Genomic DNA, 12890 nt, shown 5'->3' on the forward strand with positions numbered 1-12890 from the left:
TCTTGAGGGCGTCGGCCAACTCGCCCTCGCCTGTGTCGGCGCGCGCGGCTGCCCGCAAGGCTTCCAGCGATGACGCTGACGCCGTGACCTTGCCGTCGAGATCATCGATGTGGGTGGTGTTCTGGTTAACCTGAAAGGCCAGGCCATTGGCGGTTTCGAGGATCTCGCCGATGTCCTTCCAATAGACCGGGTTGGGCGGCGGTGTATCGAGCGGCACGTCTTGAAGCGCTTGATAGATGTGCCGTCCTTCGCGAGCGTTTTCGCCGACCTTGTAGGTCTGCTTTGGATCGTAAATGAAGGTGTCGACCACGCCTTCGACCTTGTCACCCAATTCCTTGACCTGCCCTGCCAGCTCCTTGACCGAACCCGGGCCATCACCGGTGATGAGTTCAATGTCCTTCCTCAACTCGGGGTAAAGCGCGCCGGTGCCGATTTGCCCCGCAAAATACTTCTCGTATTCCGTTTGGTCCGAACTTGGCTGGCCATTAACCCCGAACTTTTCCGGGAACCACGGCCCGACATTGCCCGTGCGGTCCACCAGCCGCGCCCAGAAAAACACGCTGGTACCGGGCACAATGTTTTGCAGTTCATGCCGCGCTTGCGGGTAAGCGTAATCGCCAAGCTTGGTCGCAGACTCCCGATCATTGGCCGTGTTCTGCCAGATCTCGGTGCGCTGGGTGTCTTCTGCACCCGGTGGAAAGCCCCAGTTCAAGCGAATGCCGTAGACCAGGCTTTCAGTGGTCAGGTGCGTGATGGCCGGTGGTTTACCCGCCTTGCCTTCCAAGTCCGTCATCATCGAGCTGGTCGGTAATGAGGCCACCTGCATCGCGTTCACGGCCCTGACGCGGGCCATGTACTGACCGGCGTAGATTCCGCGCACGTCCACGGCCAGTTCGCCGGTACGCGGGATCTTGACCCATTCCCGTGCACCCCAGCGCCATTCGACGTCATAGGCCACGGCGCCCGGAGCAGAGTCCCAGGCGATGGTCATGATGGTAGTAGCCAAGCCTTGCTCGATCACCACATGCTGACTGAGCAGCACCCGCGCAGGCGCATCTTGGGTGCCGGCCGGCAGTCCGCTGATGGGGCGATCATCGAGCACGGTGCCGTAATCGATCGCGTCAAATTTGCTCGGTTCGTGCTGGATCACTTCCAGCTGGAACTGGTGCCATTCCGGGCGCGTGACGTTGCGCACGTAGAATTGCATCAGTTTGAGGTCATCGTAATCGAGCGCCCAGGCGAGTTCTGGCTCGGGCTGCTCGCTGTAATCGGCCATCACGGTGATCTGTCGTCCTTTAATTGACTTGATCACCCTGCCCTCCGCTTTGCCGCTGGGCAAGTTACAGTGCAGGCGCGCGCCTGGAGGGACCTCGATGTCGCGGTCCAGGGTGATGACCCGGCCCGCGACAGCACTGATACGTCCACCGTTGGCGCGACCGGCCAACATCGGGTCGGCCAGCGAGATGACTTGTCCCGGCTTGGGGATCTGACCATCAAGCCCGACGCTAAACGTGGCGCCGCGCATTTGTTGCTGCTCGGTGAGCAACGCCCAACTGCCCGCGCGCTGCGCCTGGCCCTGTGAGGTACAACCGAAGGCCTCCAGCGACATTTCTCGCACGGTGCCGGTCTCGGCCATGGCGTCTTCATCGAACACCGGTTCCTTCTCTGTCGCAAACCCTTGGTCCGGGTTGTCCCACGACACGATTGAAAGGTTGTGTCGGTCGCGCCAACGGGTGCCGCTGTAGTTGATGGCGCCGTCGTTGAGGATCATCGACGGGTTGTAGTTAAACACCGGGTCCATGGGCATATCGGCATTGACGGTGATCTGGTTGCCATCCCAAAAAGCCAACCCATGGAAGATCGATGCCAGGTCTTGAAGCACGGCGTAAGCCTCGGCCTGTTTTTGCAGGTACAGGTTGCAGGTAAAGCGCGGTTCGGTACCGCCGCGACCGTCCGGCACCATTTGGTCGCAATACTGGCTGATGCGGTACAGCGCCCAGCGATCAATCATGGTGGCATCGATGCGCTCGCCCAAGCCGTAATAAGGGTTGAGCACCAGGTCGTAAAACACCCACGCCGGGTTGTTGGTGTAGGCCTCTTTGAACGTGCCGTCCCACACCCCGTTGCTGGTTCCGGTACCGCCCGTGGCGTAGGTGCGGGTGTGCGGGTCGTAGTTCGCCGGTACCCGCACGATACGACCACGCATCAGCACGGCGATTTTCGCGATGCTGCCGCCGAACTGCTGCGCGTCGTACTCGATGCTGCTGACGGCGGTGAGCGGGTATTCCTGATCGCTGTCGACGATCTGGGTGATGGCTTCCAGCAGCATGCCGTCTTGCACCGTCGAGCTGCCAGCCTCGGGCGTCAGGCGGCGCACGCGCACGGTCCAGCGGTTACCAGCTGGCAGTTCGATGCGGTGCGAACGCTCGTATTTGGTGACGTTTTTGCGATCAACGAACGCGCTCAAGAGCGTGGCGTAAGGGCCGCCGTCGGTGGAGACCTCAACGCTGTAATCGATGCGCACCGTGTTGATGTTGCCGCTGGCATCCTGGCTTTGCAGTTGTGGCCATCCAAAACGCACGCGCACCGCGTCCACCACGGTGTTGCTGATGCTGTGCAGGTAAGGGGCGGTGCTCAGCAGTTCGCGGTTAACGCTGATTTCGTTGTTGGACTCGGTCAGTCCTTCAAGACGCTCCTGATTCAATTCGCCGTTGCGGAACTGCCATTTCACGCCGGGGAAGTTTTCAGTCCCGTCTTCGGACACTAAAGGCGTGCCGTCCAGCTTGATCGACTTCGGGCCATTCACCGGCCCGACGATGGGGCCCCAACTCCACAGGTAGACCATGCGCACCGTGGCCAGTGACGGCACGCCATTGGCGGCGATATTGGGTTTTTTGGCCTTGGCCTCGCCGCCCTTGCTGCCCATGACAGGCATGCGCTTGCGTGCAACTGCGGTCATTGAAGACTCCCTAAATGACAAAACCCGCCGAGGCGGGTTTGGGTGTACGTGGCGGCTTAAAGTTGGTCTTGGGTGCGGATGCCGCCCGATTCGACGGCGCCGCCGATTTCCCGCTCGCCATAAAGCAGCGGCCACGGGTTGCCCTGGGCAATGGTGGTGACCGCGCTGCCGAACCCGTAGCTCGGGTTGTTGCCGTCTTCGTTACCATTGTTCATGCCGGTTTTCGGCGTGGGCGAGAGCATTTGCACCACCCCGCCCAGCCCCACGGCGACCCCGCCTGCTATCAACGCCATGCCCATGGGCACGGTGGTGCCTCCCGAGACAAATCCGGCCACGATCAGTACCGCGCCGAGGATCACCTGAAAGATGCCTGACTGTTTGCTGCCCTGAATGATCGGCGCAATGCGAATGGTGCTGTCATCGACGCCACGCAGGTCCAGCTCGGCTTCGCCGATATTTTTGCGGCCGGTGAACACCGCAAACACCAGGCCGCGTTGCTCGGCGTTGCGCAGAAACTTTTCGAAGCCCGGCTTGAGGTTGCACAGGGCGCTGATGGCGTCGCGCACATGGTGCACATCCAGTCGGTATTCCTTGCCGAACTGGCGGCGCAATACGCCGTAGAGGCGGATGGTGCGCATAGTCATGGTCGGTAGTCCTTGTGTCGCAGAATCAGGCGCACGCGATTGGCTTGTGACCAGCCGAACACTTCACGGCTGGCCAGGCGACCGGGCATGTGGTGGTAAATGAATGGGCCAGCACCGCCGAGCGTGGGGGCGGGTTCGCTGGTGAAAGCCGGTTCATCCCCCAGGTAGATCGCCGCATGGTTGGGGTGAAAGCACGGACGGCCCAGCGTCGGCACTTGCAGCACCAAGAGATCACCGCGCTGTGGGCTGTCGACACGCTCAAAGCCCACGGCCATGAAGTTGTCTTCGTAGTGGCTTGGGCCGTGTTCGTCCTCCCACCACAGGTCGTGGCGTTCGAAGTTAGGCAGTTGCAACCCGGCTTCGCGGGCATACCAATCGCGGCATGCGCCCCAGCAGTCCAGCAGGCCGTGGGAGAAGTCGCGGCCCAGCAGGGGCGCCTCAAAGCCCGAGGGTTTAAACCATTCCATCTCACCGCCCGGCCAGCCCACGATGCCCCACGGCAAGGCGTGCAGCTCGCAACTGACCCGGTCGGCCATGCTCGGCGTGGGCGACTTGTCAGGGTGGCTGTGGATGATGGCCAGCAGCTCACCGCGATCTTCAGCGGCGACCAGGTCATGTGGGTCGATTTGAAAGTGCTCCCGTGGGGTGCGGGCCTGATTCGCGCAAGGCAGGTACTCACGCCCCGCAGCGGTTTTGATCAACAGCCCGCAGGCCTCGGCAGGATACTCACGCTCGGCGTGAGCGCAGATGTCGCCCTGCAAGTGTTTACTGATGCGCATGACTACCTCGAACTGGCGATCAGGCTGGCACCCATCGAGCCGCCGAAGCGCCGGGTGTTGCCACGAAGTTTGCAACTGCCCCACCGGCCGCTACAGCGATCAAGCGCAGGGTTGTCGGTGGGTTCGTCTTTTTTGCTGAACATGCCAGCGCCGGTGTAGCCGCACGCTTCACCGCGGTACTGCCCGCGACAGGCCCAGCGGCACAGTTTGGTGATCTGCTGTGAGGGCAGCATCTGCCCTTCCATGTCGATCGGACTCGACAGGCTGAAGGTCACCTGGTCACGGCTTTCATCGGTCTTTTGCTCGATGTGCCACAGGTTGATCTTGGCCTGGTCACTGGCGTGCGGGTTGCCGTCGGGAAAGTTGGCCGCGTCCAGAAAGTGGCGGAACGTTTCGATCACCCGCACTCGGGCACCGGCCAAGTCCTTGAGTTGCAGGCAGATGGCCGATATTGCGCCGCGCACACCATTCAGTTCGTTAGCCACCTGCAACGTGGGCGATGCCGGACGCCCATCGCCACGCAGATCAAAACCTTTGGCCGTGATCTGGATCGGCGAGTAAAGCTGGCCCTGCCAGATGATGTCGGCCTCCTGCGCATGCCCGTGAAAGCGCCACAGGTTGCCGCCCAAGCGTGTTGCGTCCAGCTCGAACAACCGGATCTGATTACCCGGTTCAAGCTTTTGAATGTCGGCGGTGTAATTCATGGAACCCCAGAAACGAAAAATCCCGCACAGGCCGGGATTGGGTAAAGGAAAGCATCAGGGTTTGTAGGTCTGCTTGAAGGTAGCGCTGAGGCTGAAAAGCCCGGCCCCCATGGCATTGAGCTTGTAGCCTTTGGCCCGGTATTGCCCCGGCACACCGCCGGGCGGCGTCCAGGTAAAGGACTTGTAACCCTCATGCCGGTCAAGAAAGTCTCTAACCGCGCGCAACTCAGAACCTTCCGTTAAGTAGCCGGTTTTGCTCACGTCCCAACTGTCGGATCGAGTGTTGATGCCCGTACCACCTGCTTGGGTATAGCCGTCGCCAAAATCGTTTTCCCAGGTGCGCTGGTCGATGTCGCCCGTGGCGCCGAGGCGTAGATCGAAGTTGAAAGTCTCCGTCATGGTCTTCTCCAAAACAGCCCGCCTTGCTGCATTTCATCCTGAAGCACACGGCGGATTTCACTGGTCAGTGCCTGACCCATCATTTCGCCCTGCCGCTGTGCATCCTGATCGCTGACACCTGCTTGGGCCTGAACCGAGACCGGGGCATTTATGACAATAGGGTTTGCGCCTGCCCCGCCATTACCGGCACGCTCGTTATTCAAGAATTCAGTAAAGTCGCGGTTCTGGTTGGGGTTGAGCACCCGCTCGCCTCCGTCCAGCAACCAGGTTCCTTCGCGGGGGATGTTGTCCATGCCGTTGTGGGCCATACCGGTCAGTGCAGCACTGGCGACACCAGCAACCATTGGCGCGGTGGCTGTGGCAGCGGCGAGTGCGGCAGCCGGTGCCATAGCAGGACCTACCACCGGAATAGCAGCCGTACTGGCAAATGCAGCCAGACTGGCCTGAAACGCCGTTGCCTGTGCGTTGGCCACCATTCCGAGCCCTGCGCTGGCCTGCGTGGTTTTGCCCACCACCAATTGAACCGCCTGATACACCAGCCATTGCGCGGCCATGTCCGTCAGGGCCTGCAAAGTGGATTTAGCGAAGTTGGCGACCATATCACCCAGGGCATCGTCAGCTGACTTAGCGCCGCTCATGACATCGGACAGAAAGTTACTCAAGCCGCCCTTTGCGTTGTCCAGAATGGATGAGGTAGCATCCGCCGCCATCGCCGAGTAGTTCTGCGCTGCATCGACGTAGTCTTCCCACGCCGAGGTTACGCCGTCCATCCAGTTGGACTGGGCGTCATCCACCTGGTTGTAATAGTCCTGCTGCATGACAAGGCGGGTGGCCAGGGCATCATCGAGGATTGCGGTCTCTTTCTTGTAGATATCCTCACTGATATCGTCGTTATTGCGTTGAAAGGTCAAATCGCGCTTTTGCTTATTAAAATCTTGCTCTAAAGCGAGCATTTCCTTAAGGCGAGCCTTGTACTTATCTCCTCGGCCTGATCCCTCAAGCTCTTGCTTAAAACCATCTTGTACCGTTTGGTTGCTTTCACGAACACTCGACTGAAACGCGGCGATTTTCTTAGCGTCCAAATTAGCTTTTTGCAGTTGTTTTAGTACATCAAGCTCAGCTGCCTTGCCTTCGAGTAGCTTCTTCTGCTTTTCACTCAGCGCCGCATACTTGCCATTGGACACCTCGAACGCTAGTTTTTCTACTTCCGTCGCATTTTTCTGTGCGTCAGTTGTTGTGTTAATTAACTCGATTTGCCGCCGATAATTTTCTTGCGCATCGTCAAATGTTTTTTGATTGCTTTTAACTTCGGATGCATAAGATTTCAAACTACTGGTGCCAGCTTTGTTGGCTTCAGTTTGGGCTTTTCGTGCATAAGCGTTAGAGAGAATAGCAACCCGATCCGCTTCTGAAAAATCTGTATGCTCTGCCAAGTATCGAATAGTTTCTTTTACGGCATCATTATTATCTTGGAGCTTTGCAAGTTGAGCCTGCATCGTAGCCAGATATTTTTGGCCCGCGGAGGTCATACCGTCTTTAGACTGGCTGTTAAGCTGCGTTTCGATTGTATTATTGGAAAGAGCACCGCTAAGCATGTTCAGGCGATCAGTGGTTTGATCAAGAACCTGCTGGGCATCACTCACTTTTCCTGCTAGCTCAACCCAATCCTTTGCTGCTCCTGGTTTCACCCCCGATCTGCTCGCGAGACCGTCCAAAATCGGTGTCAGAGACTCCCCACGAATGCGAGCATCCGTGAGCTGTGTTGACAACACTTCGAATTCTTTCAGTTGTGTTAAATGATCAGGCGATTTTACGTTGGACAGGCTGACCATTGACGACTTAATTGAGGTCTCAAGGTCATCATATGCCTCCTTAACTGCCATTGTTGCGCCGAGCTGCTTGTCTTGCCAGTCGCTTACCTTTGCGCGCCGCTGATCTTCGTTCAGCTTAATGAAACTCTGACGCAACTGGTCAACTGTGCCGTCTAAATCACTCAAGTCACCCATAAGCTTCTGGGATTTACTACCCCAGTCTACAAATGAAAGTGCAGCCGCCCCCGCAATAAACAGCAGGCCTGCCGGGCCACCGACAAGGGCAAGTAGACCAGACGCTGCCACTCTTAAGCTGGTAGCTGCTCGGGTAGCAAACCCCATAGCAACACCACTTGCTGTTGTTGAGGCGGTCACCGCAGTGTTCGCGGCAACTTCCAGACCCCTTGCTTGCGAAAGTTTGACGCTCATGGCCAGAGCTTTGGTTTTTGCTGCATCCAAAGCCTTTTCCGCAATCGCTACATCCTTCACAGACACCGCCAAAGAAACGTTCATCCGGGCAAGCTGAAGAGCATTTTTAGCGGAAACCTGATCCACCTCAGCTTTGCGCACTGCGGCGACGGCTGCCTCATGGTTGACGACCGTTAATCGCCCTACCGCTACCGAATTTGCAACTGCGGCGCTTGCGCTGGCAGCGTACCCCCCCGCGATACGCCCGAGTGCCACGTATAAAACAGTTGTCAGCGTTTGAGAGAGTGCTTCTGAGTTATTTTTAATTAGCGCCAAAGAGGCCGGCAGGCTGTCATCAATGATTTTTGAGACACCCACAAACTTATCAGCCAGCGCGTTACTTGCACCTGTGGCGTGGTCCAGCTCGCCAACAAAGTGGGTCAATGAGTTGCCGATTTTCGTAAAACTATTGCCAACCGTGGTTGCCGTCTTCGCAAAAAGCTCTTCCACGGCACCTGCCTGACTTTGCAGTGCCTTTACAACGGCATCAGCGGTCAATTTCCCAGCTTCCCCCAACCCCTTGAGGTCGCCAACCGTCTTGCCCATGCCCGCAGCGATAGCTTGAGCAAGTGCAGGTGCTTGTAGCAGCACAGAGTTTAGTTCTGCGCCCCGCAACGTACCCGCCGCAAACGCTTGACCTAACTGGACAAGCGCGGCATCCGCTGAAGCAGCTGATGAGCCCGAGATGGCCAGCGTCTTACTGATGGTGCCGACGATTCCGGCAACACCTTCTCCAGAGAGCTTGAGGACGTCCTGATTGGTAGCGATACGCTGGTAAAGCTCTGCTGTAGCAGCAAGTGGTTGGGCGGCGCTTTGAGCAACCTCAAAAACGGCCTTTTGTGCTGCGGCCAATTCAGCAGACCCGCTTGTCACCAACTTCAGACGGTTTGTAAGAGTCCCGTAGGACTCTGTCATGTCATAAACACCCTTAACACTAAACGCCGCAGCCAGTGGCCCTGCAATACTCGCGGCCACGCTTGCCAGGGATCTGAAGCTGTTTTGAAGGGTGATAATTTCTTTCGATGACGCACCGGCTATTGCGCTTGTTCGAGTGATCGAGCGAGCCGCGCGATCCATGCCTTGCTCAAAGCCGCCGATGCGCGCAATGAGATCGAGCGTCAGCGTGCCAAGTGAGCGCGAGGCCATTAACTTTTCTCCAGATAACAAAAAGCCCGCAGAAGCGGGCTTTAATTACAAACGATTTAATTGACAGACATTGTGGCTATGCGCTTATTTATTTCAACTTCTTTCTTACTAACGCACTGCTTATAAAATTGCTCCGCATTTTGCAAGCTTGCCAGCGGATAATCATATATTGCATCCACTAAAATTTTTATATTCGGAGCGCTTTCAACCTGAAGCTTCTCTTGAATTATATTTTTCTCTACACCATTAACCCTTTGCTCAAAAATCTTCCCATAGAGTACAGACTCAACATGGCACACACTAGCCTCAGCAAATGATGCGTAAGATATAAGCTTCATGGAAATATGTGCTGGGGTTATTTCCGCACAAGTAACTCCAGAAACCAGTACCGTCAGCCCCATGAACAAATTAGTCCTTATCCGCATGACCTGCCTCTCCTTATAAAATCAGGCAATTTAGCATCATCGCAAATCAGAGGCCAAAGCAGAGGCAAGTAGTACTCCAAACCGACAGACTCAAACCCAAGCCTCGACCGCCTGCTCCAGGCTAATCACAGCAACCGCCTGCTGGCTGTAAATCATATAATCCTTGAGTTCAGCCTTCCCACCCGCCACACGACTGGTGAGATGTGTGAGCATGGCGAAATGCCGCTCAAGCCGCCGGTTTCGGTCAAGCGTCCCGTATTTCTCGCGGTAGGCAATCCAGCCCAGCACTTCATGATGGGTCAGCCGTTCCTTGGCTTCAGCAACAGAGTTGCCTCCGATATTGTTCAGCACCAGTTCATGCCAGAACTCGTCGGAGGCGCTTAGTTTTTTGCCTGTTCCTTCCCGGTGCCGTTGGCTTCATTTACTGCGTTGAGAATGGCAAAGCCAAGCGAGGCTTCCAGGCTGAACGCATCTTCGTAGCTCATCGTTTCGTCGGCCTCTGCGCCAAGTAGCACACAGGCCGAAATGTATTTGGCGTTGCGGCTTTGCTCTGCTTCGCCTGGCGCAAACAAACGCTCAATCACACCAAACGATTGTCGGCGCACATGCACGGTAAATTTGTCAGTGACTTCTTTTTTTGTTTTCGAGTCCACATGCTTCCATGTGACCTCTTTCTTCACCAGGGTGGCATCTACCACCCCACCCTTGGCTTTCAGTTGCTTCAAATTCATGGGAATCCCTTACTTGGTTTTGCGAATCCAGGAGGACCCACCGGAGCGTTGAATGGAAACGGTCGAGGCCACCACGGCATTGGCCGCGAAGGAGAACGGGAAGTCCGCGACATAGCCTTCAAAGATGAACCAGGTACGCGTAGTCGGTAATTCGAAATCGTCGCCTTCAGTGTTCAAGGTCGGTTCATCGGTGCCGTCCGACCAGCCAATGGCCCATTTGATGGTGGTGTCACCGTCAGCCTCGGACAGTTGATGCAGGCGCACATGGCTTGCGTTATTGGGATCGGCGTTCAAACCGAGCGATGCCTGCCCCGGCGTTCGCAAGCCTTTTTTGTAGCTGCGCTCTTTGGCGCTGAGGCAGGTGTCTTCGATTTGTTCTGCCGGTGCGCCTGCCGGGTCGAAGGTGGTGATGCACTCCACCTCCATGACAGTCAGCGGGCCGGTACCGGCCACCGCCTGAACAAGGCCATACGCCTGCGTGCCCTGGGTGAGAATGGACATGGTGTCTCCTTTAAACGAAAAAGCCCGCTCAAGGCGGGCCGGGGGTCGGTGATGGTTTAGCGCGGTACCAGCCAGTCCACATCGAAGCTGTAGCGGTAGGTTTTGGTTTTCGGGTCGTGCGAGTCGCCGCCCCATCGCGTGATGGTGGCCTTCAGCTCAATGGCGTTTCTGATCACCTTGGCGACGTCACGGGTCTGTGTCACGCAAAGCCCGTAGACATCGATCTGCAAACCGAAGCCATCAATGTCTGCCCGGTGGGCCAAATAGTTTTCAGGGCTTCCGCCGATGGTTTGCCACACCATGTAGGGCTTGGGCACGCCTTCGGGGGCTTCCCCGAACGGGTAAATCCTGAGCGGCGAAGAACCTAGCAATGCTGTGACAGCCGGATCAGCCGCGCACACAGCGAAGATCGGCGCGTACATCAACCACCTCCGAGCAAAGCGTCTATTTCAGTGTTGAGGGTCGTCACGAAGCGTTCAGTCACCGCACTGACGTTATTGGAGAAGGCTGGGCGCATAAACGGCTGGCCACCTATGTGCTCGGTACCAAACTCGATGTACCGCCAGTGCCGGGTGTCGCCACCCGGGTTACCGGAGGCATCGGTGCTGTGCTGGTTTGACCCGGCACCGCCGCGCACGCCTACCCGCATCACTACCCCGCCTTCGCGGCGCGATTGTTTGGTCGCTTCCTGGGTGATGATGTTTCTGAATATCTTTTCCCGCGTTTGCGGGTCATCAATGGCTTTAGCGTTGGCCTTGGCCGCATCCCGCACGATGTTCATGGCGGCGCGCGCGGCTTTGCGCAGGCCTTTCTTGCGCAAGCGCGGCCCCAAGGTGCGCATTTTGCCAACTACACCATTCAATCCCTGAATATCGAAGTTCATGCCGTCAGCCATCATTCACTCCGGTGGTCACCTGAAGGGTTAAGTGCTCAAGGCCCGACTGCGCGTCCGCCAACGGCTGACCGACGATGCTGTACACCTTGTCACGGTGCAAAATGCGCATGGCCGGCAACACCCCTTTGCGATAGCGAATAGTGATGCGCGCAATGGCTTCGGACTGTGCCGCTTGAGCGGCGTACAGATCACGGGCACTGAGTGGCTCGACAGCAGCCGGACACCGGGCCCATACCGTGACCCATTGGCCCTCAATAACTTCCCCGGTTACCGGGTCTTGCCCGCTGACTTTGGACTGGATATCCACGCGGTGGCGCAATCGTCCGGCTTTCATTCAGATCCCCCAGCCCACACGGTCAGGTGTCAGCAAAGCGCGCGATGCCTTTGGGAGTGCCTCGCCGTCTTCGCGCTCTTCAAATAAGCGGCCCACGATCAGCAAGCATGCAGCCTGTACCGAAGGCGAAATCAGCATCGGTGCCGTGCCTGCCGCGCCCTCCAGGATCGCCGCCTCAAGGGCGTCGTTATCGCGGTAAAAACGCCGATTGAGGAACTTCATCGCGTCGTCTTCAGCAGCGGCCAGCAGGATTTCGACGTGGGCCTGATCTTCGGGTTCTGCACGCAGGTGCTGCATGGCCACGTCGATATCGATGACGGTCATGTCAGCCTCTTGGATCAGTCAGCGTGGCGAGGCCTTTGGCGATCAGTAGCGCAGCGTCGTGTTTGGGCGATTGGTAACCCTCGCCGCCTGCACGCTTGATGTCTTTGCCATCCAGGTAGCTGCGCAGTGGATAGAGGGTGAGCATGCCGCTTTGATCGAGCGGTTCCTGCTTGGCTTGCGGCGCCGAAGTTGGTTCAGGCTCAGCAGGTGAGTGGGGCAGCACAGGGGATTGCGATAATTCGTTCGCGGTTGAAGGATTAGGCTTGCCCAGATCTGGCGCCGTTGCCGACTCGGGAGCGACGGGTGATTCTTTTGCGGTATCAGGGGTTTCTGTGGCGGGTGCGGGGGATGTACGGGCCATGGTCATTGTTCCGTGAAAGGCAAGCGGCCGTTGAGCCGCTTGCTGAGGTCGGGTTAAGGGGCTTTGGTCAGCGGGCCGGTGACGAAGGCTTCAGGGCGATATACCGCGAAGGCCAGTCGCTCTTCAGCGCGAATGGTGACCATGTTGTTTTCGAAGTCCTTGTCGTTTTCGGTGGAGATCAGTACTTCGATGCCCATGCGGTCGAAGATTTGCGCCGCAAGATTGAAGGCACCGCACAGGAACTGGTCCTGCAGGATGGCCTGAGTCTCGACAACTGGCAGATTCCACAAGCGCGGCGAGGTGCCTTCTTGCGGTTTGCCAATGATGTAGCGGTTCTCGCTGTCCTTGAGCAGTTCGATGGCTGCCCAGTCGATCGGGTTAAGGACGATGCCGGTAGACGGAAACTCGG

Annotated in this window: 16 protein-coding genes; all 16 read right to left on the reverse strand. The window is 57.5% G+C overall.

The window, feature by feature from the left end; all coding sequences use genetic code 11:
* Positions 1-2959 (reverse strand): TipJ family phage tail tip protein (locus TU86_RS21755; protein ID WP_048366395.1); only part of this gene is annotated, 2959 nt, incomplete at its 3' end.
* A 56-nt stretch (positions 2960-3015) separates the two neighbouring features.
* Positions 3016-3603 carry a tail assembly protein gene (locus tag TU86_RS21760; protein WP_048366396.1) on the reverse strand — a complete coding sequence of 196 codons (588 nt, stop codon included), beginning with the start codon at positions 3601-3603 and terminating at the stop codon, positions 3016-3018.
* A complete protein-coding gene (locus TU86_RS21765; RefSeq protein WP_048366397.1) occupies positions 3600-4382 on the reverse strand; it encodes a C40 family peptidase in 783 nt (260 codons plus the stop codon). The genes TU86_RS21760 and TU86_RS21765 overlap by 4 nt, the downstream gene beginning before the upstream one ends.
* Before the next feature lie 2 nt (positions 4383-4384).
* Complete coding sequence (locus tag TU86_RS21770) at positions 4385-5086, reverse strand: phage minor tail protein L (protein ID WP_048366398.1); 702 nt, start codon at positions 5084-5086, stop codon at positions 4385-4387.
* A gap of 54 nt (positions 5087-5140) precedes the next feature.
* Positions 5141-5485: a phage tail protein gene (locus tag TU86_RS21775; RefSeq protein WP_048366399.1), complete on the reverse strand. Its 345-nt coding sequence runs from the start codon at positions 5483-5485 to the stop codon at positions 5141-5143.
* The gene (locus TU86_RS21780; RefSeq protein ID WP_048366400.1) at positions 5482-8910 is read right to left on the reverse strand and encodes a phage tail tape measure protein; all 3429 of its coding nucleotides are present in this window, start codon (positions 8908-8910) and stop codon (positions 5482-5484) included. The genes TU86_RS21775 and TU86_RS21780 overlap by 4 nt, the downstream gene beginning before the upstream one ends.
* A gap of 56 nt (positions 8911-8966) precedes the next feature.
* Entirely contained in the window at positions 8967-9311 is a 345-nt protein-coding gene (locus TU86_RS21785; protein WP_157395935.1) for a hypothetical protein, read from the reverse strand.
* A 114-nt stretch (positions 9312-9425) separates the two neighbouring features.
* On the reverse strand, positions 9426-9686 hold the full coding sequence (locus TU86_RS21790) for a phage tail assembly protein T (protein ID WP_048366402.1): 261 nt from the start codon (positions 9684-9686) through the stop codon (positions 9426-9428).
* 29 nt (positions 9687-9715) lie between these two features.
* Entirely contained in the window at positions 9716-10066 is a 351-nt protein-coding gene (locus tag TU86_RS21795) for a phage tail assembly chaperone family protein, TAC (protein WP_048366403.1), read from the reverse strand.
* 9 nt (positions 10067-10075) lie between these two features.
* Positions 10076-10567, reverse strand: coding sequence for a phage tail tube protein (locus TU86_RS21800; protein WP_048366404.1), 492 nt, complete (start codon positions 10565-10567; stop codon positions 10076-10078).
* A gap of 56 nt (positions 10568-10623) precedes the next feature.
* Complete coding sequence (locus TU86_RS21805; protein WP_048366405.1) at positions 10624-10989, reverse strand: DUF3168 domain-containing protein; 366 nt, start codon at positions 10987-10989, stop codon at positions 10624-10626.
* Positions 10989-11462, reverse strand: coding sequence for an HK97-gp10 family putative phage morphogenesis protein (locus TU86_RS21810; RefSeq protein WP_048366406.1), 474 nt, complete (start codon positions 11460-11462; stop codon positions 10989-10991). Before TU86_RS21810 ends, TU86_RS21805 begins: the two co-directional genes overlap by 1 nt.
* A complete protein-coding gene (locus TU86_RS21815; RefSeq protein WP_048366407.1) occupies positions 11455-11796 on the reverse strand; it encodes a phage head closure protein in 342 nt (113 codons plus the stop codon). The genes TU86_RS21810 and TU86_RS21815 overlap by 8 nt, the downstream gene beginning before the upstream one ends.
* Positions 11797-12120 (reverse strand): head-tail connector protein, encoded by a 324-nt coding sequence (locus TU86_RS21820; RefSeq protein ID WP_048366408.1) that lies wholly within the window; start codon positions 12118-12120, stop codon positions 11797-11799.
* Position 12121: 1 nt separating this feature from the next.
* Positions 12122-12481: a hypothetical protein gene (locus TU86_RS21825; protein WP_048366409.1), complete on the reverse strand. Its 360-nt coding sequence runs from the start codon at positions 12479-12481 to the stop codon at positions 12122-12124.
* A gap of 53 nt (positions 12482-12534) precedes the next feature.
* The coding region (locus tag TU86_RS21830) for a phage major capsid protein (RefSeq protein ID WP_048366410.1) at positions 12535-12890 on the reverse strand (356 nt) is incomplete at its 5' end.

Source organism: Pseudomonas weihenstephanensis (genome assembly GCF_001043055.1).
Taxonomy (GTDB): Bacteria; Pseudomonadota; Gammaproteobacteria; order Pseudomonadales; family Pseudomonadaceae; genus Aquipseudomonas; species Aquipseudomonas weihenstephanensis.

Bases quoted from the DNA above. Each gene is read 5' to 3' on its own strand.
- TU86_RS21760 (WP_048366396.1), bottom strand. From the start codon at position 3,603: ATGACTATGCGCACCATCCGCCTCTACGGCGTATTGCGCCGCCAGTTC.
- TU86_RS21765 (WP_048366397.1), bottom strand. From the start codon at position 4,382: ATGCGCATCAGTAAACACTTGCAGGGCGACATCTGCGCTCACGCCGAG.
- TU86_RS21770 (WP_048366398.1), bottom strand. From the start codon at position 5,086: ATGAATTACACCGCCGACATTCAAAAGCTTGAACCGGGTAATCAGATC.
- TU86_RS21775 (WP_048366399.1), bottom strand. From the start codon at position 5,485: ATGACGGAGACTTTCAACTTCGATCTACGCCTCGGCGCCACGGGCGAC.
- TU86_RS21780 (WP_048366400.1), bottom strand. From the start codon at position 8,910: ATGGCCTCGCGCTCACTTGGCACGCTGACGCTCGATCTCATTGCGCGC.
- TU86_RS21785 (WP_157395935.1), bottom strand. From the start codon at position 9,311: ATGGGGCTGACGGTACTGGTTTCTGGAGTTACTTGTGCGGAAATAACC.
- TU86_RS21795 (WP_048366403.1), bottom strand. From the start codon at position 10,066: ATGAATTTGAAGCAACTGAAAGCCAAGGGTGGGGTGGTAGATGCCACC.
- TU86_RS21800 (WP_048366404.1), bottom strand. From the start codon at position 10,567: ATGTCCATTCTCACCCAGGGCACGCAGGCGTATGGCCTTGTTCAGGCG.
- TU86_RS21805 (WP_048366405.1), bottom strand. From the start codon at position 10,989: ATGTACGCGCCGATCTTCGCTGTGTGCGCGGCTGATCCGGCTGTCACA.
- TU86_RS21810 (WP_048366406.1), bottom strand. From the start codon at position 11,462: ATGGCTGACGGCATGAACTTCGATATTCAGGGATTGAATGGTGTAGTT.
- TU86_RS21815 (WP_048366407.1), bottom strand. From the start codon at position 11,796: ATGAAAGCCGGACGATTGCGCCACCGCGTGGATATCCAGTCCAAAGTC.
- TU86_RS21820 (WP_048366408.1), bottom strand. From the start codon at position 12,120: ATGACCGTCATCGATATCGACGTGGCCATGCAGCACCTGCGTGCAGAA.
- TU86_RS21825 (WP_048366409.1), bottom strand. From the start codon at position 12,481: ATGGCCCGTACATCCCCCGCACCCGCCACAGAAACCCCTGATACCGCA.